The 19,641-nt window shown below is 48.0% G+C and carries 14 protein-coding genes; 9 read left to right on the top strand and 5 right to left on the bottom strand.

All coding sequences use genetic code 11. The features are described from left to right. Nucleotides 1–8: 8 nt before the first annotated feature. The 3 genes from iolC to iolD all read right to left on the bottom strand — a co-directional run bounded on the left by iolC (nt 9) and on the right by iolD (nt 4,152). Nucleotides 9–1,061: a 5-dehydro-2-deoxygluconokinase gene (gene iolC, locus AC3CIC_RS09945; protein WP_016961342.1), complete on the bottom strand. Its 1,053-nt coding sequence runs from the start codon at nt 1,059–1,061 to the stop codon at nt 9–11. After that, nucleotides 1,054–2,229, bottom strand: a complete 1,176-nt coding sequence (locus AC3CIC_RS09940; protein WP_488514500.1) for a Gfo/Idh/MocA family protein — start codon at nt 2,227–2,229, stop codon at nt 1,054–1,056. The genes iolC and AC3CIC_RS09940 overlap by 8 nt, the downstream gene beginning before the upstream one ends. Nucleotides 2,230–2,298: 69 nt before the next feature. After that, on the bottom strand, nt 2,299–4,152 hold the full coding sequence (gene iolD, locus AC3CIC_RS09935; RefSeq protein WP_488514499.1) for a 3D-(3,5/4)-trihydroxycyclohexane-1,2-dione acylhydrolase (decyclizing): 1,854 nt from the start codon (nt 4,150–4,152) through the stop codon (nt 2,299–2,301). 297 nt (nt 4,153–4,449) lie between these two features. Between iolD and AC3CIC_RS09930 the strand changes: the two genes are divergently transcribed. From AC3CIC_RS09930 to AC3CIC_RS09905, 6 genes are all read left to right on the top strand, one after another. Then, the gene (locus AC3CIC_RS09930) at nt 4,450–5,340 is read left to right on the top strand and encodes a TIM barrel protein (RefSeq protein WP_017007425.1); all 891 of its coding nucleotides are present in this window, start codon (nt 4,450–4,452) and stop codon (nt 5,338–5,340) included. 78 nt (nt 5,341–5,418) lie between these two features. Then, the gene (locus AC3CIC_RS09925; RefSeq protein WP_488514498.1) at nt 5,419–6,552 is read left to right on the top strand and encodes an ABC transporter permease; all 1,134 of its coding nucleotides are present in this window, start codon (nt 5,419–5,421) and stop codon (nt 6,550–6,552) included. 37 nt (nt 6,553–6,589) lie between these two features. Further along, nucleotides 6,590–7,393 carry an ATP-binding cassette domain-containing protein gene (locus AC3CIC_RS09920; RefSeq protein ID WP_017004126.1) on the top strand — a complete coding sequence of 268 codons (804 nt, stop codon included), beginning with the start codon at nt 6,590–6,592 and terminating at the stop codon, nt 7,391–7,393. Nucleotides 7,394–7,514: 121 nt separating this feature from the next. Continuing rightward, on the top strand, nt 7,515–8,483 hold the full coding sequence (locus AC3CIC_RS09915) for a sugar ABC transporter substrate-binding protein (RefSeq protein ID WP_241819189.1): 969 nt from the start codon (nt 7,515–7,517) through the stop codon (nt 8,481–8,483). Nucleotides 8,484–8,766: 283 nt separating this feature from the next. Continuing rightward, nucleotides 8,767–9,813 carry a LacI family DNA-binding transcriptional regulator gene (locus AC3CIC_RS09910; protein WP_017004124.1) on the top strand — a complete coding sequence of 349 codons (1,047 nt, stop codon included), beginning with the start codon at nt 8,767–8,769 and terminating at the stop codon, nt 9,811–9,813. Nucleotides 9,814–9,956: 143 nt separating this feature from the next. Then, on the top strand, nt 9,957–10,460 hold the full coding sequence (locus AC3CIC_RS09905; RefSeq protein ID WP_488514497.1) for a YgjP-like metallopeptidase domain-containing protein: 504 nt from the start codon (nt 9,957–9,959) through the stop codon (nt 10,458–10,460). Between the two features lie 48 nt (nt 10,461–10,508). Here AC3CIC_RS09905 and AC3CIC_RS09900 read toward each other — a convergent pair whose 3' ends face one another. Next, the gene (locus AC3CIC_RS09900; RefSeq protein WP_488514496.1) at nt 10,509–12,461 is read right to left on the bottom strand and encodes a HAMP domain-containing methyl-accepting chemotaxis protein; all 1,953 of its coding nucleotides are present in this window, start codon (nt 12,459–12,461) and stop codon (nt 10,509–10,511) included. 316 nt (nt 12,462–12,777) lie between these two features. Between AC3CIC_RS09900 and AC3CIC_RS09895 the strand changes: the two genes are divergently transcribed. Beyond that, nucleotides 12,778–14,145: an MATE family efflux transporter gene (locus AC3CIC_RS09895; RefSeq protein WP_016961353.1), complete on the top strand. Its 1,368-nt coding sequence runs from the start codon at nt 12,778–12,780 to the stop codon at nt 14,143–14,145. Between the two features lie 431 nt (nt 14,146–14,576). Continuing rightward, complete coding sequence (locus tag AC3CIC_RS09890; RefSeq protein WP_488514495.1) at nt 14,577–17,345, top strand: calcium-binding protein; 2,769 nt, start codon at nt 14,577–14,579, stop codon at nt 17,343–17,345. A gap of 92 nt (nt 17,346–17,437) precedes the next feature. Here AC3CIC_RS09890 and AC3CIC_RS09885 read toward each other — a convergent pair whose 3' ends face one another. Beyond that, nucleotides 17,438–18,625 (bottom strand): phytanoyl-CoA dioxygenase family protein, encoded by a 1,188-nt coding sequence (locus AC3CIC_RS09885; RefSeq protein ID WP_488514494.1) that lies wholly within the window; start codon nt 18,623–18,625, stop codon nt 17,438–17,440. A 173-nt stretch (nt 18,626–18,798) separates the two neighbouring features. On the opposite strand from AC3CIC_RS09885, the gene iolB reads away from it, so the two are divergent. Continuing rightward, the gene (gene iolB / locus AC3CIC_RS09880; RefSeq protein WP_488514493.1) at nt 18,799–19,629 is read left to right on the top strand and encodes a 5-deoxy-glucuronate isomerase; all 831 of its coding nucleotides are present in this window, start codon (nt 18,799–18,801) and stop codon (nt 19,627–19,629) included. The last annotated feature ends 12 nt before the right edge of the window (nt 19,630–19,641 follow it).

Here is a 19,641-nt window from a genome sequence, read left to right as displayed (position 1 = left end):
ATCGTTTCTTAACGTTGCACTGTCACTTCTGGCAACGCTGAAAATGTGTGTCCACGGCTTTCCATAAACGCGATCAATGCAGGTAATTTGGACATCGCGTCAGCGCAAGTGTCTCCTGTGACATTGATGGCAGCGTTTGCAGCGCCCATTGCGACGGCGTCTTTGAGGTTGTGCTGATACAACAAGGCATAAAGTAACGCCGCAGCAAAGGCGTCTCCTGCGCCATAGGGTTTGCGCGCTTGCACGTTGAAAATGGCTTGCGAGCGTTTGAGCAAGTTGCCATTGCCATCCAAACCAAACAGATCACAGCCCTCAGCACCGGCTTTGATGACCACTAACGCTGTGCCGCCGCTTAATAGCTCGGAGGCCGCGTTGATGTGACTTTCTTCATGGTCATGCGGGATGCCCATGACCTCGAATTCTTCGCGATTACCAATGACCACATCGCTCAATGAAGCCGCGAGGCGATAGAAATGAGGCGGATCTTCTGGGGATGCCCATGAATAAGCGCGATAGTCCAAATCTAGCACCACTAAGGTGCCTGAGAGCTGTGCGGTTTGCATGGCAGAAAGGGTCGCTAAACGCGAAGGGTTGGTGGACAGCGCGGTGCCTGAAACAAACAGACAACGTGATGAAGCGAGATACTCGGAACTGATGTCTTTCGCGTTTAACGCTAGATCCGCCGCATTGTTGCGATAAATCACCACTTCAGGTTCAGGGCGCAACTCAGCCACCGCCAGACTCGTGCGGTATTCGCCGCTCAAGGTTTTCACACCCGAGAGGTCGATGCCTTTTTCCTGCATGTAATGGCGCACATAGCGGCCCTGCGCATCGTCAGAAACACATCCGATGAAGCCCGCTTTTGCACCTAAAGTGGCTAAGCCAATGGCGACATTGGCGGGTGAACCCCCGACACTTTTTTTGAAGCTGGACTCAGCGCAGAAATCCGCGCCGTCCGTATTGCCATAGAAATCAACCCCAGCACGCCCAAGGCAGATGACATCGAGCGGGCGCGTGTCGCTTTGTTCCCAGCCAGAGAGGTGAATGTGAGAATCAGTCATAGTCTACCCACACTGCGCCATTATCGGCTGATTTGACGCAGGCATTGACCATCTTCACACCGTCAATACCGCCGTTAATGTCGGGATACCAATGGGTTTCCAAGAAGGCAGTATCGCCGCGTTCGAACGCATCAATCGCGAGAGCATAACGGTGATAGAGATTGGCCCAAGATTCAAAAAATCCTTCAGCGTGACCGCCACCCTGACGGTTGCATGAGACACCAGGGTCATCATTGTAAAGATAGCCCATACCACGTTCTAGAATGCGTACTGGCTCTCCCTGCACTTCATATCTCAGTTGGTTAGGGTATTCATCCCACCACTCCAAACTGGCTTTCTCGCCGACAACGCGGACTTTTTGTTGGTGCATAGAACCTGAGTTGATGGCGCTCGCCCACAATGTCCCCACTGCGCCACCTTCAAAGTTGAACATGACGTGGGCGTTATCTTCCAGTGGTGCGCGAGATTCAATAAAGCTCTGGCGCGAACACAATAGAGATTTCACTTTCAAACCTGTGATCAGGCTTGCCAAGTAGAAAGGGTGTGTACCGCAATCACCAATAATGAAACTGGGGCCGGACACTTCAGGGTTCATGCGCCATTTGGCACCTGGATTGTCTTTTTCTACTTCGAGATTATGGAAGCCGTGGGCAAACGACATTTGCACCACACGCACGGCGCCAATGTCGCCACGGCGAACCATTTCTTTGGCTTGTTGAACCATAGGGAAGCCCGTGTAGCCATACATGACGGCAACCATTTTGTTTTGCTTCTCCGCCAATGCTTTTAGCTTGAGGGCATCTTCAACATGAATGGTGACTGGCTTTTCACACACAACGTGCAAGCCCGCTTCAAGCGCAGCTTTTGCAATTTCATAGTGGGTTGAGTTTGGCGTCGCAATCGATACTGCCTGAATACCGTCTTCACGTTTTGCTTCTTCAGCAAATAAGGTTTTGTAATCCGGATAGCAACGGTCAGGGTCTAGGCCGAGATTAGCGCCAAATTCGCGTCCGCGCTCAGGGTCTAAGTCCAGCGCACCCGCGACAAAGGTAAACAAACGGTCACGTTGCGCAGCAGCGCGGTGAGAGTAGCCGATTTCACTGCCTCGACCACCGCCAACCATTCCCCAACGGATAGGTGAATCCAAATGCATTTCTTCATTAAACATGATGCGCTTTCTCCTTGATCTTTAGACGCATTGCTCGCGTTGTTATTCTTTTTGTTTGACCGATAGCGACTACACGCCACGTCGTTGGTGCTGACGTCCTTGCTCCCACTGGTCGCGTGCTTTGATAATATTTTCATTGTCGGTCACTTCAGGAAGGCCAACTTCCCACCATGCTTCACACGATGACCAAACTGTGTCGTCAATATCGACGACGATGACATAAGTGCGATCCGATGCTTTGGCCCGCGCATACGCGGCTTCTAGTTCATTGAGATTGGTCAGTTTCTCTGCATTTGCGCCTAGTCCGCGTGCATGGCTGACAAAGTCAACGCGCGGCAGGTCATAGTTACGCTCAGTGGTGCAATCTTCTAACTGGTTATTGAACGCGACGTTGCCCGTGTTGGTTTGAAGCTTGCGAATAACGGCAAAACCACCGTTGTCACACACAAACACAATCATCTTGTGTCCGGTGAGGACAGAACTGTAGATGTCGGAATTCATCATCAGGTAAGAGCCATCGCCCACCATGACGATAGATTCATGCTCAGGTCTGGCGATTTTGTTACCCCAGCCCGCTGCGATTTCATAGCCCATGCAAGAAAAACCAAATTCAACGTCGAGTGAATAAGGGTGACGGGTTTGCCAGTTCATGTTGATTTCAGCCGGTAGGCCACCAGCGGCAGTGATCACGCGATCGCCTTCTTGCGTCAGCGCATTCACTTTACCGATCACTTGCGCATAGGACGGCAGTTCAGTGTCTGTCGCTGCCGTTCGGGCATTGACGATGTCATTCCACGCCGCTTTTTCTGCTTTGGCTTTGTCGACCCAACCGCTCTCGGTTGTCCACGTGTCAAGTTGCTCGCTTAACGGAACGATGGCGGCTTTGGCATCCGCAATCACGGATTGTGCCATGTGCTTGTTGGCATCAAATCGACCTGCATTAATGCTGATAAGTTTCATGTCTGGATCGCGGAACAAGGTCCATGATCCAGTGGTGAAATCTTGTAAGCGCGTGCCAATGGCGAGTACCAAATCAGCCTCGTAACACAGGTGGTTGGCGCTGTTTGATCCTGTTGCGCCGACGGGGCCGCAGTTAAGTGGATGCTTGTCGTCAAGCAGCGTGCGACCCGCGATGGTTTCAACCACTGGGATTTGATGCTTTTCGGCAAATTGGGTCAGTGCCTCACGCGCACCAGAATAAACCACGCCGCCGCCAGCAATAATCAGCGGACGTTTTGATGCTTTGATGGCGTCAGCCGCCAGTGCTAAATCAATGGCTTCTGGCTGAGGGCGACGAATGCGGTGCACTTTTGGCTCAAAGAAACTTTCTGGGAAATCCCATGCTTGTCCTTGAACATCTTGTGGCAAAGCAATCATCGCTGGGCCGCAATCGGCTGGATCAAGCATGGTGGCAATGGCTTGAGGCAGTGCGACGGTGAGTTGAGATGGGCTGTTGATTCGATCCCAAAAACGAGTAACGGCCTTGAAGGCGTCATTCACCGTCAGCGAGGGATTGGAAAAGTGCTCGGCTTGTTGCAATACGGGGTCGGGCAAGCGAGATTGGAACGTATCACCGGCTAGCAATAGCAATGGTAATCGGTTGGTATGTGCAACGCCTGCAGCCGTGATCATGTTGGTCGCACCAGGGCCAACAGATGAGGTTGCAATGCCAATTCTGCGGCGCTGATGAGCGCGTGCATATGCCGTTGCAGCTAACGCCATTGATTGCTCATTTTGTCCTCGCCAGGTTGGGAATACTGACTGATTTTCAAATAGTTGCTGACCAAGACAAGTGACGTTCCCATGACCGAAAATGGCAAAAGCGCATCCAAATAATGATTCTACTTTGCCTTCATTTTCAATCTGTTGTGCTGCCAGATAACGGACAAGTGCTTGTGCCGTTGTGAGTCTTATTGTTCCCATCCATGTTTCTCCCACTAAAAAGTCAAATTCCGTGCTCTGATGAAATAGTAGTCATGTAATGAAAATGTTTTCAAATGGCAAAGTGAAAATAATCAGAGGTGGCGCACACTTTTTATTCAAATAGAGTGACTGGGCGTTTAATGCGCAATTTTGAGACGGCCATTTCGTTGACAAAGTGAAATCATTACCATAATTGTTTATTAAGTGTTAACGATAGTTTAAATGTTTGAGCTTTTCATGGGTCGCTAAGGCCAGATGTTAAAGACGCATGGACTTTAATGAGTAGGAGGCTTTGCCTTGGAACTGAAAATTGCCAATGCACCGTGTTCGTGGGGAATTGAATTTGCTGACAACCCAGCCAATCCCTTATGGCAAACAGTGTTAGATGAAATTGCGGGCGCTGGGTATGGCGCAACAGAGTTGGGACCTCTCGGGTATTTACCGACAGATCCTCAAGCGTTGCGTTCAGCCTTAACCGCTCGAACGCTGGGATTGGTTGCGGGCACCTTGTTTGTACACCTTCACAAAGCGGAAGAGCGAGAGGCCATTTTCGAGAAAACCCATACCACATGCCAAATCCTCAATGAGCAAGGCGCTGAGTTTTTGGTCGTGATTGACCATGTTTCATCTCCACGAACAGATGAAGCGGGTCAAGCCAAAACAGCCACACGACTCAATGATGAACAGTGGGATGCGATGATGGAAACCCTGCGCGGCGTGGGTGAAATTTGTGCGCAATACAATGTCACACCCACATTGCATGCGCATGCGGGCACTTATATCGAATATCGCGATGAGCTGGATAGAGCAATGAGAGACCTTCCGGCAGACCTGATGTCTTTGTGTGTGGATACCGGGCACTGTGTTTATGCAGGCATGGATCCTAGCGATGTATTAAGAACCTACAAAGACCGCGTTAAGTATCTACATTTTAAAGACATCAATGCAGATGTGTTGGCAGCATCTGTGGCAACAGGTACCGATTTCTACACGGCGATTGGCAACAACATTTTTTGTCCACTCGGGCAGGGATGCGTGGATTTCTCAGACGTTCGACAAACGTTGATTGATATTGATTTCAAAGGTTGGGTGACCGTGGAACAAGACACTGACCCTACCGCCAAAAGCGATGCGAAGACAGACGCAGAGCAAAGCCGCGCTTTTATTGAAAAGACGGTTCTTCACTGAGCAACTGAGACAACAGTTGAACAGTCATTCGGATTCGGGCCAGCGCCCAGATTAGACGCAAGGAATTAGGAGGCGAGTATGTCGGTAAAAGAAACCGCATCAGGGACAGAAAAACAGTCGGCTGGAGACAATGACGAGCGTGTCAGAAAAGTTTCTTCCGTCAAGCGATTACTATCGAGACCAGAGCTTGGTTCGGTATCAGGTGCCATTTTAGTATTTGTATTTTTTGCGCTCGTTGCCTGGGACTCAGGCATGTTCAATGCAGACGGTGTGCTTAACTGGACCACGGTTTCAGCGCAGTTGGGTATTATCGCGGTAGGCGCTTGCTTGCTCATGATTGCAGGTGAATTCGATCTCTCTATCGGTTCCATGATTGGTTTTGCAGGCATGATGATCGCCATTCCCGCCGTTTATTGGGCGTGGCCTGTATGGGCGGCGATTCTATTCGCATTTGCATGCGCCATGGCGGTTGGTTTCCTCAACGGGTATATCGTCGTTAAAACGGGATTACCTTCCTTCATTGTTTCCCTCGCATTCCTTTTCATTCTGCGTGGCTTGACGATTGCACTGTCTATTGCACTTACCAATAAAACCATTATTTCAGGTGTCGGTAATCTTGCGGAAGGCGATTGGTTGGGCGCGATATTTGGCGGGCAAATCGGAACCGAATTCTTTAACTGGCTGGCAAGAATGGGTTGGATTGAAACCTACTCTGATGGCTCGCCTATTGTCGCAGGTATCCCAATGGTTGTCGTTTGGTGGTTCCTTTTGACAGCAGTGTGTTCTTTCGTGTTGCTGCGTACTCGTTTTGGTAACTGGATTTTTGCTTCTGGCGGTGATGCCAATGCTGCCAAGAACGTTGGCGTACCAACCGATAAAGTCAAAATTATGCTTTTCATGTTTACCGCATTTTGCGCCACCGTGTTCGCGGCTTGTCAGGTGTTGGAGTTTGGTTCTGCGGCGGCTGACCGTGGTTTGCTTAAAGAGTTTGAAGCGATTATCGCCGCGGTTATCGGCGGTGCCTTGCTGACAGGCGGTTATGGCTCGGTCATTGGTGCTTTCTTTGGAGCGTTGATTTTCGGTGTGGTGCAGATGGGTATTTTCTTCACGGGTGTTGATTCAGATTGGTTCCGTGTATTCCTTGGCGTAATGCTGCTCATTGCTGTGCTCTTTAACAACTTCATTCGTAAGAAAGTGACCAGCGCTCGCTAGTCGTGGTTATCCAGATACGGAATTTAGGAGAAGAAAAATGTCGGAATATATCCTAGAACTGAAGAAGGTAAGCCGCTACTTCGGGTCAGTGATTGCACTTAAAGATATCGATATGGAAGTAAAAATGGGGGAGGTGCATTGCTTGCTCGGGGATAACGGTGCAGGTAAGTCAACCTTGATTAAAACTCTAGCAGGGGTGCACAAGCCCTCTGAAGGTGAGTTTTTAATGAATGGCCAACCTACGGCATTTAAATCACCGCGTGATGCGCTCGACGCAGGTATCGCTACCGTGTATCAGGATTTGGCGTTGGTTCCTTTGATGAGTGTTACTCGTAACTTTTTCATGGGACGTGAAATCACCAAAAACTGGGGCCCGATTAAGGTATTTGATACCAAACGTGCCAACGAAATTGCCACCGCCGGTATGAAAGACATGGGAATCGACGTTCGAGACCCCGAGCATCCAATTGGCACGATGTCAGGCGGTGAACGCCAATGTCTGGCCATCGCGAGAGCGATTCACTTTGGCGCTAAAGTGCTGATCCTTGATGAGCCGACAGCGGCTTTGGGTGTGAAGCAATCGGCCAATGTACTCAAAGTTGTGGCTCGTGCTCGAGGTAAAGGGCTCGCCGTTATTTTGATCACGCACAACGTGCACCATGCTTTCCCAATTGCAGATCGCTTTACCTTGCTTAATCGCGGCAAGAGTTTGGGAACATGGATGAAGAAAGATGTCACCCGCGAACAGATATTGGAAATGATGTCTGGCGGGCAAGAGTTGGAAACGCTTGAAGCAGAATTAGCCGAATTCCAGCGCGCAGATACTGCGCCTGCGAATTAGGCTTTGGTGGAGAAAAACGTAATGTCATAGGGCAGTTGTTGCCCAAACCTTAGCAGTAACCTAAGGGGTGAGTATTGCCTTACCCGACGGATACAACAATAAGCAAATTGGAGAACACCGGATGAATACCCTACTTAAATCTGTAGCAAAGAGAGCGTCCGTCCTTGTGTTAGCAATGGCTGCGTCGTTTGCAGCATTGCTTCCCAGCACTGCGCTAGCCGATGGCGAACGCTTTGTGTTGATTAGTCACGCACCGGACTCGGATTCTTGGTGGAACACCATTAAAAATGCCATTAACGAAGCGGGCGACCAGCTCAACGTTGAAGTGGAGTATCGTAATCCGCCTACGGGTGATTTGGCTGACATGGCACGGATCATTGAGCAAGCCGTGGCGTCAAACCCACAAGGGATTATTACCACTATTGCCGATTACGAGGTGCTGAAAGGCCCATTGGAGAAAGCGCGTAAGAAAGGTATTCCTGTCGTAACCATGAACTCAGGTACGGCACAAGAAAGTGAAGACTTGGGCGCAATCCTTCACGTGGGTCAACCAGAATACGATGCAGGCTATGGTGCAGGTAAACGTGCCAAAGCTGACGGCGTTAAAAACTTTGTTTGTGTCAACCACTACATCACTAACCCTGCATCGGTTGAACGTTGCCAGGGCTTTGCTGATGCATTGGGTGTTGAGTTGGGTAGCCAGATGATTGACTCAGGTCAGGATCCAACGGGCATCGAGAAGAAAGTGATGGCGTACTTGCGTGCAAACCCAGAAACAGAAGCAGTTTTAACACTGGGTCCAACATCTGCTCACCCAACTATTCGCGCGCTGAAGAAAAACCGTCAATTAGGCAACATCTACTTCGGTACGTTTGATCTAAGTGGCGAAATTGCACAAGGCATCAAAGATGGCAATATCCAGTGGGGCATTGATCAACAACCGTTCCTTCAAGGCTACTTGCCAGTAATGGTGTTGACCCTGTTTAATCGTTACGGTGTCGCGCCGTCTAACAACATCAACTCTGGCCCAGGTTTTGTGACCAAAGAAAACGTTGAATTGGTAGAAAAACTGGCTGGCGAATATCGCTAATCGTGATACCGGAGTAATATTAAGATGCGAGTTCAGATCGCCTGAACACCTATCTTTGAATTGCTAAAAAGCTGAACAGTGAAGAGGCTCAGTATCGCTCTGCGCCTTTTCGCTGCTTCAATACACCAGAAAAATTTTCATTTCCAAGTGATGTGTTTATAGCAACCGAGATAAGCTGCGCGCAATTGCAGTACGTTCCTGTGTCCAGATGAAAACAATTTCATTATGATGTCTAGGAGCGGTCTGATGACGAATAAGACAGAAAGCAGGGTAGCGTATGACAATGGATAAACCGACACAGCTAACAACGAACTCACCAGCGGTGAAAAAGCGTAGAGTTACCGTCGTGGAAGTGGCGGAAGCAGCCGGTGTATCTGTCTCTGCGGTATCTCGTGCGTTCAACCCCGAAGCCAGTATTTCACGACCCTTGCGTGAAAAAGTATTTAAAGCGGCGGCGGCATTAAACTACAAACCTAACCGAATGGCACGTGGCATCAAATCGCGCTCAAGCCTTGTCGGTATATTAATGACAGATTTCAATAACCCCTTTTATTTGCCGATCCTTTCTCGTTTCACGTCTGAAATTCAAAAACGAGATTGCCATAGTCTGTTGATTAACGTGAACAGTGATATGGATATTCAAGAAGCGGTAGAGCTCGTCATGGAATACAACGTAGACGGCTTGATCATCACGTCGGCGTCTTTGCCTCAGCAACTCGTGGATGCGTGTCGATCCCAAGATACACCTGTGGTGATATTTGGCCGTGATTCCAGTGACAACAGCGTTACAGTCGTCAGCTGCGATAATGTGTTGGCAGGAAGAATGGCGGCGGATATGTTACTCGATGCGGGCTATATGAGACCTGCGTTTGTTGCTGGCCCTATTGGTACCTCTGCGACCGTCGATCGTCAGCGAGGCTTTATTAGCCGCTTAATGGAGCGTGGGTGTAACCAATGGCAGGTGGTGGAAGGTGGCGAATTTAGTTACGACGCTGGATACGATGCGACACTGCGGGTGTTCAAAAACTCGGAACGACCGGATGCCTTGTTCTATGCCGATGATATTATGGCCTGTGGCGGTATGGATGCGCTGCGCTATGAGCTGGCGTTGAAGATACCGCAAGACGTCGGTGTGCTGGGGGTGGATGATATTCGCCTCGCTAAGAGTCGCTCTTATAACTTGTCGACGATTCGACAGCCGAATGAAGAGATGATCCAATCAACCATGGATGTGCTGTTTGAACACATCTCTAACCCAAATCTACCGCCGCAATCCATTACCCTGCCGTGCGAGCCCGTGCTTCGTGGCTCGACGCAAAAACACCGCTAACCGCACTCAGCCATTAACGCGGACTCAATGAATCATCAAGCCATTGAACGGCTCGGCGCACAGCCCGTTTCGTTGCAGCGCTAGGGGTTTGAGTGAGAATACTGGTAGCATAGCGTTCTTGATTAGCGCAGCATGAAACGGCAATGAATCCATCTCTTCGTTATTTAAACGGTTATCCCGAGCATTTGGTCTCCCAAATTGAGCGCCTTGTAGAAAGTGGTAAGCTTGGTGCGTGGCTTACTCAGCGTTACCCGGGCAAGCATGCGATCACCACTGAAAAAGCGCTGTATGACTATGTGATGGGGTTTAAAAATCAATACCTCAAAAAGTCCTCACCTATCAGCAAAGTGGCGTATGACGGAAAAATCCATGTGGTAAATAACGCACTGGGGCTGCATAGTTTTGTGTCGCGCGTTCATGGCAGCAAGCTAAAAGCCAAAAATGAAATTCGTATCGCTTCTATGTTTAAAGAAGCGCCAGAGCCTTTTTTGTGGATGCTGGTGGTTCACGAATTGGCACATTTAAAAGAGAAAGAACACAACAAAGCGTTTTATCAGCTTTGCTGCCATATGGAGCCTGATTATCATCAGTTGGAATTTGATGCGCGGCTGTATCTTATCCACCTAGAGTTGACTAAAAAATCATAAAAAACGCGCTCACATGAGCGCGTTTTTCAATTGCAGGATCTGTGGGTTTTATAGCGAGAATTTTCGGACGATTTCACTCACATTGGCGGTGATACGGGTCAGGCCTTTCGCCTCGTTTGACAGTGTTTCTGCACCCACAGCGGTGCTTTTACCCAAGCTGTTAAGCGATTCAACCGTTTGGTTAATGTTATTTACCACGGTGTTTTGCTCTTCGGCGGCAACGGCTATCTGACTGTTCATGTCGCGAATGGTGGCAACAGAATGTGTAATGGCTTCTAACGCTTCTCGCGTTTTATCGGCTTTACTCGAAGTTTGTTCAGCTTCATCCATGCTGATTTGCATGGATTCGACAGAGCGCTTAGATTCATTTTGAAGTCTATGAATCAGTTCTTGAATCTCTTCGGTGCTCTGCTGAGTGCGACTTGCAAGACTGCGAACCTCGTCAGCGACAACGGCAAAACCACGGCCTTGTTCACCAGCACGTGCGGCCTCGATGGCGGCATTGAGCGCTAATAGGTTAGTTTGCTCGGCAATCCCACGAATAACATCAAGAATGCTGCCTACGTTTTTCGTTTCATTTTCTAGGTTCTGAATAATATTGCTCACGTTACTAATGTTGGTGACAAGTGAGTCAATACTTGTGCGTGTTTGATCTAACACGACTTGCCCTTCACGAGCATGGTGGTCTGCTTCATTCGCAATGTCCGACGCTTGCTGCGCATTTTGCGAAATATTGTCGACGGTGCTGGTTAACTGATTCATCGCGACGGCTGTTTGGCCCAATTGTTCAGCTTGTGATTCGGAGTTCGTGGCTGTCTCGTCTGTCACAGTGACCAGCGTGCCGGAAGCGTTGCTCAGTGTCGTGACCGAATCATTGAGTTGGGACATAATGTCTTTAAGGTTGGTGTTCATGTCGCCCATAGCGGCATAAATACCTGTCGGCTTTTTATCAGAATTGAAGTTTTGCGTGAGATCCCCTTGTGCGATTTTTCGTGCCATTTTCTCGATAGTTTTAGGCTCTCCGCCAATCGGTGAACGAATGGCTTTGGTGACCAGCAAAGCAAGGGTAATACCAACAAAAATGGCAACAAGGGAGACGACGATGACGGCTTTAACAGCAGATTCACTTTGAGTTTGTGCCAACGGCCCTAAGGTATCTTGTGACGCTCTGATGGACTGTTTGAAATCCCCAAGATTGGTGGTGACTTGAGGTCCAATCACATCGAGGGTTCCAGCGATCCTTTCGTTGCGTGTTTTGATGATTTCAGCGGTTTTCTGAAGCGCTGAAATATACGTGAGGTGAGCATCACTAAACCGTTCGACGAGTTCTTTCTCAGTACGGGTATTCGCACTTGATTCTAATATGTTGAGAGGTTTAGTCGCGGCATTGAGTTCGTTCAACGAACGACTTAAATCGCTTTGGGAGTTGCTGATCAGAAATTTTGAGGCAAACAACCTACCCAATAGTAACTTTTCCTGCACCTGCGAGGCGTAGAATGATGTTGCTGAATCACCCGCTTGATAAGCCTCTTCAATCAAGGTTGTCATGAGCTTACGCATTTTGAGGCCGCTGGGGTCTAACTCCTCACTGACCACTACATTTCTGTCTTTAAAGTCTTGTACGACGCTCGCGAACGTATCGCCGTATTGTTTTAACAAGACCTCTGATTCTTCAAGCTCGCGAATGCGTTCTGGATTGGATTCGTGCGAGAGGGTGGTTTGAATACCGCTACTAATACGCGCCAATTCTTCGTTCACTTTATCTATCTGTGTCGGGTCTTGTGTTTTAAGAAACTTCAGTGCGCTAAGGCGTGCGCTTAAAAGTGCAGATTGCACTTCACTGGCTTCATTAGAGCTTCTCGCCAGACCACGATATTCTGTAAAGCTATTGAAGCCGCTAGATAGCCCGACATAGCCTACCGTTGCCACAATTAGCATCAAGATCATGACTGATGAAAAAGAAACAGTTAATTGCTGGCCCAGCTTTAGGTTGCGTAACATCTAATAGCTCCTAGAACGATACGGTTTTATAAAATCAACGTATTAAACAAATAGCTCAGTAATGAGACTGTGGCTATATTTTCGTGTGCTTTTTCACCATGTAAAGAGTGAGAGGATTGCTTTAAAGAGGCTATTCCAAGATTTACAAGCGCAGTTGATAGGATTGCCTTGTGATATAAATCGAAAGTAATTCAAATGGTTACATGTATTTACATTTCGCATTCTTTGTCGTTGAGCATTATAGTAAATAAAAATATTTACTATAATAGTAGGCTTGGCTTGGCTTGGCTTGGCTTGGCTTGGCGAGGACGATCGGATGACAGAACATTCATATGGGTATTTTTTGCGGCGGGTTGCTCTGCTGGGTTTTCCTCTCGTGCTGCAAAGCTTGTTGTTTAGCAGTGCAGGCTTCATCGACAGTCTTATGGTTAGTCAGTTGGGCACACAGGAAGTGGCAGCGTCTAGCATCGGTGCGCGGGTATTTTGGTTTACGGGTATCTTTATCTGGGGAATGGGCACCGGAATGGGCGTTTTACTTGCTCAATACTGGGGAGCTGAAGATGAACATGGCCTAAGACGAAACTTTGCGCTCGGTACGACCATCTCGACGTTTGCTTCTGCTTTGTTGTTTGCTTTTTGCTGGTTCTTTCCTGATGTCATTCCTTCTTTGTTTAAAGCCACGGGTGAAACGGCCGAACTCGCCGCGAACTATCTGCAAATTATCAGTGTGGCGATTTTGGTTGCTGGGCCAAGCATCTCGATGGATGCTGCGTTGCGCGCACTAGGCAAAACCAAAACGACGATGACCATGTCCATCATTGAAATTGGGCTAAACGTTGGGCTGAGTTTCATTTTGATCTTTGGCTATTTAGGTCTGCCAGCCATGGGGTTAATGGGGGCAGGCTTAGGAACGGTCATTGCACGGGTATTACGTGTCTTCATGTCGGTGGCAGTGATTTATTACTTGAGTCCTCCATTGATTCTTGGTCTTCGGGATTTTTCTTTCTCTTCTCGTATCTTCAATCGCTATTTGACTATTACGCTGCCAATTATCGCGGGGAGTTTGATGTGGAGCGGTGGCATTTTTGTCTATCAACTCATTATGGGTCGTATGGGTGAAACCGAATTGGCGACCATGGCGATTGTATCGTCACTCGAAGCACTGACACTTTGTGTCGCATCCGGATTATCGGGTGCAACCGCGATTGTGGTGGGGAATGCGCTTGGCGCAAACAAACTGGCCATCAGTGAGCGGTATGCTCGTTATGCGTTAGTGACATCAGCATGTGTCGGTGTGCTTTGCGCCATGCTTGTGTTGTCTTTGCAGGCCGTTGTTTTGTCTTTATATGCCCAAGTTAGCCAAGATGTCATTGCGCTAGCTGCACTTTGTTTTCCAATTATTGCTATCAGTACAGTTGCGAGAAACATTAACATCACGCTGATCGTGGGGATTTTACGCGCAGGTGGCGATGCCAAATTCTGTATGAATATGGATGTTGTTTGTCAGTGGATGTGGGCAATTCCTATGACTGCACTGGCAGCAATGTGGTTCGATATGCCGCTGCAGTATGTGTTTCTGATGATGACATCAGAGGAGATTGTAAAGCTCTATCCCACTATTCGTCGTGTGTTTGGCACCAAGTGGGTGAATAACCTCACACAAGAAAAAGCAGCCAGTGCGTAATGGATTATGTTCATCTTGAGTTCTCGGGCTTGAGATGAACCTGCCTAATTGTCTGTGCATTTAACACTTTTCTGTCATTTTCTCACTGCTGACGCATTTTTTTGGCTTAGTTGAGAGAAAATTGCGGCATTGTTACTTTAATTTCATTCCTTTCTCATCATTCTTCTGGTTCATTCATCATCGATGCATGCAATGTTATTAATTCAACTCGCTGAGTTTAAGCTGAAGCTATGTAACAAGTGTTGTTGTTGTTTGTCTTGTGATTAAAACTGATGTCACAAACAACGTTGAATGAATGTTAGCTGTCTCTAATGTGAGTTGACATCTAATCAGTGACACAGCTTTGAGCCACGATGGTCTTTCTTTGCTATCCCCGCTCTTTTGCTCCTTGCTCATTCATACAGCGTCACATTATAAAATGAGGACAAGGTATGTCAGACATTAACGGTACAAGCGGCGCAGATTTTCTCTACGGTTCAGATGGTAAAGGCGATAACTTACTGATGAACGGCGACTTCGAAGCCTGGGGCGATGATGGCGCAAGAAAGTGGGGTCTGTTTCAAGATCACCAAGTGGCAGGTTGGTATACACCTGGCACGATGAAAATTGAGCTTCAACAAGGCTCTTTTGGTGGAACACCTGCTAACGCCGCTGACAATACTGTTATGGAACTTGATTCCACTGGCAATACTTGGGTTCAACAAGATATTAATGTCACTAAGCTAACCGAAGATAGCGATGCCTCTCTTAACCTTTCCTTTAGCTACGCTAATCGATACAAAGGTGATAATCACGCGACGAGCCAATTCCAAGTCAAAGTGTTTGATAACGAAGGTAACGTTCTTTATACCAAATATTTCGCGAACACCCAGTCGAATGAAAGCTACGTTGATTTCGACATAGACTTCTCTGTTCCTGAAGGCACGACAGGTGTGACGCTACGTTTTGAAGCTAAAGGCCAGTCTGATAGCTACGGCGCGTTGATTGATAATGTGGCACTGACCACATCAGCAACGGGTGATGTGAACGACACCATCAATGGTCTTGAAGGCAATGACACCATCGACGGTGGTCAGGGTGATGATACGCTGATTGGTGGCAACGGTGATGACACGATCTATGGTGGTGATGGCGACGACGTTATCTATGGCAATGATGGCCAGTGGGGTAATGGTGGACGTGAATTGTTGACTAACGGTGACTTTGAAGATTACGGCAATAACACCACTAATCAGTGGGGTTTGTTCCACGATCACCAAGTAACAGGTTGGTATACGCCGGGCAGCAATAAAATCGAACTGCAACAAGGCCAGTTTGGTGGGACACCAGAAAATGATAAAAGTAACACGGTACTTGAGTTAGACAGCCACACAAACACTTGGGTTCAACAAGACGTCGATGTAACCGGTTTGGCGACCGACGGCGATGCAGTACTAGCGCTGTCATTTGATTACGCAAACCGTTATCGCGGCAGTGACCATTCAACCAGTCAGTTTGAAGTGAAGGTTTTCGACCAGCAAGGCAATGTTATTTACACCAAGTATTTTGACAACACCCAAGCTAACGATCACTACGAATCGTTCACAGTAGATGTGGTGATTCCTAAGGGTGTGGATTTCATCACTCTTCGCTTTGAAGGTGAAGGCAAGTCTGATAGCTATGGCGCATTGATTGATAACGTCTCACTGAAACAAAAAGTGAACGTGGAAAGCGACAATGACACGCTGTTTGGTGGTGATGGCAACGACACCATCTATGGTGAGCACGGCGACGACATCATTGATGGCGGCGCTGGCGATGATACGATCTTCGGCGGCGTGGAATATACCCAATCACTGAATCTTCGTCATGAAGACGGTGCGACTCTGTATGATCTAGAAGGTCAGGGTACGGTGACGTTGGAATTGAGCAACTTCACCCACAGTGCAGCCTACAACAACAGTGTTGGCTACTATGTGCTGGACGAAAATGGCAACATCGTTCGTGCCGCTGTGATTGCCGATAACGTGAAAAATGTAACAGATCTGAGCATCGAGATTGATGTGTCAGGCGGTGAATCTTTCGGTATGTTCCTGATTCCAAATGGCGATCGCAAAGGCTTTGATATTGGTACTGTCGAGCTAAACCTTTCAGGTAGTAGCTCAACCATTACTCAAGGCGGCGCAAGCTCTGTGGTTTATGTGTCTAACGCTGCAGAAAACGGCGACGGCAAAGATCATGAAAACGTTGATGGCGACCGCTCAAGCTGGGAAGACCTTTGGAACTTGGGTGATAAAGACTTTAACGACACCAGTTTCAACATTATTGTTTCACAAGATAAAAACTACACTGACAATGACACCATCAATGGTGGCGCAGGTAAAGACGTTATCTACGGTGGTGACGGTCAGGATACTGTCCACGGCGATGAAGGTGATGACATCATTAACGGCGGCAACGGTGATGATGTATTGTATGGCGATGCGGGTAACGATGTGATCAATGGCGGCAATGGTGACGACATTCTTTACGGCGGCGATGGCGACGATAAACTGTTTGGCGCAAGCGGTGATGACTCACTTTATGGTGGCGCGGGCAATGACGTACTGCAAGCTGGTTTTGAAGATGACATCATTATGGACGGTGGTACTGGCTTAGATTTGTATATTGGTAGCGAAGGTAACGACACCATGTACTTCGATCAGGAAGACTTCTCTGATGCGTCATTTCTGACCGCTAATGGCAATATTTATAGTGGTAACCGCGGATTCGATAAGATCATTGTTGAAGGTGATGCAAATGTCGATTTCTCGGGCTCTTCATATGGCGTTACCACCAGCAGTAAGCCGATTGCTAACGTTGAAGCCGTAGTCGGCGATGCGGGTGACCAAACAGTGACGGTGAATGCATTTGCGATTCAAGCACAGTCTGATCAGTTCCAAACGACCACCAACGTTGAGCCAGGCGACTGGGATGGTTTTGTGGCTTATTTAGGTGAAGGTGATGATACCTTTAACCTTGAGGCGCTTAACTGGGCCTATGATGCATCGGCTACACCAACAGCGGAATTGTCTGCTGACATGATTGCTTTTATGGGGCTGAACTCAACAGAAGTTGGCGAGTTGGAAGCGTACGTGTTTAACCACAACGGTTCTGGTGCATCGATCACCGTTTGGACAGATGCTGAAAACATCCAACAAGACGGTGACAGCATTTTCTAATTGGTAGAATGCTAGCAAAAACAAAAACGTCCGACACATTGTGTCGGACGTTTTTTTATGTGCTTTTTATTTCCTACAGGCTAATACAAGTATTAAGCTCGCTGCTTTTCACGCAGTTGCGCCAATGCCACTTCAAACGTCGCCGCTTGCATGTCTTCATCTAACGCTCGGTGAAGCAGTGCTTCCATCGATTCGGGTGCCAAGCCGCCAATGGGTGGATCCGTGTCCAAATTGGTTGGGAAGGAATAACCGTCGGTTGCTGTGGTAATAATGGCGTTTTTTTCATCTGGCGATAACGGATCGTTTCGCCATAAATTCAATAACACCGGATAGACTTTGCGGCAGATATTGGCCAGATCTACTGTCTCCATCGGCTTGCTAAATGCAGACGAGACCTGCAACAGGTTCGCAGAACGATGAAAGTCTAGCGTGCGGTTCTCGCCAGCAGCATGAAACAGTGCAGGGTTAAAAAACACGGCATCGCCTTTTTCTAACGGGACCTGAACATAGTTATTCTCGAAGTAAACTTGAAACGCTTTCTCATGGTAAGCCATATACCCAGGTGGATAGTGTTGCGAAAAAGGCAACAGTTTCGTCGGGCCACTTTCGAGCGGCATATCAGTGTGAGCCACTGCACCTTGCAGCGTGAGCATCGCCGACATTTGTTGAATGTGGATAGGGTAGCGTGCAGTTTCTTGTGGTTGTTGAAAGCCCAAATGAAAGTCGCGATGTGATACTTGCGCTGCGCCGCCTGGGCGTACAATGTTCACTTGTGCTGTCATTTGATAATGCGGGCCTAGCCAAGCCTCAGAGACGATCTGCAGTAAGGGGTTTTTGTAGTAGTGAACAAATACCTCAGGATTGGCTTCTGCACTTTTTTGGAATACGTTCCAGATGCGTCCATTCGCTTGGGGCCCCGTTTTACCGAAGTGGTCACCCGCGCCATAACCACGCTCATTTTCAAGGATCTGTTCAAACACCTGACTCATGGCGTCGATAATACTGGTTTTCGCGAAGAAGCCTTTGATGGCAAACACGCCGGGACCATGAAGCAGCACATCGGCCATTTCATTTTGAAACGCGTTAACACTGTCTGAATCACTATTCGCAGCAGCACGAAGATCGGCACCATCATAGATCACGACATTTGAGATGATGTCGGCAGCCAGCGGGTATCTCTCTGGCTGGACGCTGTGTTCGCAACTTATTTTAAACGCGTCTAGATCAACATCGGATATCTGAAAAAAAGACGTCGATGTTCCTTGTCCATTTCTGCGCATTTCCCTTCTCCTTCGGCAAATGAATTGCATTCAGTCTATTTCAAGTTAAACGATAAATGAAATATAAATTTCATTTTATTGAGATTTGAAAAAAATGTTCTATTATTGGCAGACACATGAAATAGTGTTAATCGAAAACACGATGAAATCAGTCTAAATGACAAGGAGACGTTATGTCTGAACTGCTTTCGAAGAGAAAGAGCCCAGATGATCAGGGGCGTTATCAACACATCACGCCGGAATCAGCAGGGTGGAAACATGTGGGCTTTGAAGCCTTTCTGCTGGCGGCGGGTAAAACACTCTCATTTAACGCTAACATCGACGAAGAGCTTTGTATTGTCTTGGTCGGTGGTAAAGCCGAAGCCGTCTTGTCTGGAAATACACTGGGCGAAATTGGCGACAGAGAAGGACCTTTTGATCGGAAAAAACCGTTTTCTTTGTATGTCACCGCCGGTGACTCTGCCACGTTGACAGCCACAACAGCGTTGGAGCTTGCCGTTTGTCGTGCGCCAGGAAAAGGCACATTTCCTTCACGCCTTATTGCCCCAGGAGATGTTGACGCAGAAGCGAGAGGACATGGCAATAATCAGCGCTATGTACACAATATTTTGCCTGATGATAAAGACGCCGACAGCCTGTTGGTTGTCGAGGTCTACACTGACGAAGGATGCACTAGCTCCTACCCAAGTCACAAACATGACCGTGATGCGCCGCCCAATGAAACCCAATTAGAAGAGACTTACTATCATCGCATAAACCCGCCTCAGGGGTTTTGTATCCAGCGTGTTTACACCGATGACAGAGAGTTGGATGAATGCATGGCCGCTTACGACGGTGATGTTGTGCAAGTCCCACGTGGCTATCACCCGGTGGCAACAATGGCAGGCTACGACAGCTACTACCTGAATGTCATGGCTGGGCCAGTACGTAAGTGGTTGTTTAGCTGGGAGCAGGACCATGCTTGGATAAACACGTCGGAATACGCCGATAAACACACAGGTTAATCAACCTAATTT

The sequence above is a fragment of the Enterovibrio sp. QJM3NY_24 genome (assembly GCF_057786035.1).
Note: the sequence above shows the minus strand (reverse complement) of the source record. Positions and strands in the feature narration are given on the sequence as shown.

Excerpts from the sequence above, each read along its gene's own strand:
- AC3CIC_RS09885 (WP_488514494.1), bottom strand. The coding sequence starts at position 18,625 with ATGCGCAGAAATGGACAAGGAACATCGACGTCTTTTTTTCAGATATCC.
- iolC (WP_016961342.1), bottom strand. The coding sequence starts at position 1,061 with ATGACTGATTCTCACATTCACCTCTCTGGCTGGGAACAAAGCGACACG.
- iolD (WP_488514499.1), bottom strand. The coding sequence starts at position 4,152 with ATGGGAACAATAAGACTCACAACGGCACAAGCACTTGTCCGTTATCTG.
- AC3CIC_RS09925 (WP_488514498.1), top strand. The coding sequence starts at position 5,419 with ATGTCGGTAAAAGAAACCGCATCAGGGACAGAAAAACAGTCGGCTGGA.
- AC3CIC_RS09915 (WP_241819189.1), top strand. The coding sequence starts at position 7,515 with ATGAATACCCTACTTAAATCTGTAGCAAAGAGAGCGTCCGTCCTTGTG.
- AC3CIC_RS09900 (WP_488514496.1), bottom strand. The coding sequence starts at position 12,461 with ATGTTACGCAACCTAAAGCTGGGCCAGCAATTAACTGTTTCTTTTTCA.
- AC3CIC_RS09890 (WP_488514495.1), top strand. The coding sequence starts at position 14,577 with ATGTCAGACATTAACGGTACAAGCGGCGCAGATTTTCTCTACGGTTCA.
- AC3CIC_RS09920 (WP_017004126.1), top strand. The coding sequence starts at position 6,590 with ATGTCGGAATATATCCTAGAACTGAAGAAGGTAAGCCGCTACTTCGGG.
- AC3CIC_RS09895 (WP_016961353.1), top strand. The coding sequence starts at position 12,778 with ATGACAGAACATTCATATGGGTATTTTTTGCGGCGGGTTGCTCTGCTG.
- iolB (WP_488514493.1), top strand. The coding sequence starts at position 18,799 with ATGTCTGAACTGCTTTCGAAGAGAAAGAGCCCAGATGATCAGGGGCGT.
- AC3CIC_RS09905 (WP_488514497.1), top strand. The coding sequence starts at position 9,957 with ATGAATCCATCTCTTCGTTATTTAAACGGTTATCCCGAGCATTTGGTC.
- AC3CIC_RS09940 (WP_488514500.1), bottom strand. The coding sequence starts at position 2,229 with ATGTTTAATGAAGAAATGCATTTGGATTCACCTATCCGTTGGGGAATG.
- AC3CIC_RS09910 (WP_017004124.1), top strand. The coding sequence starts at position 8,767 with ATGGATAAACCGACACAGCTAACAACGAACTCACCAGCGGTGAAAAAG.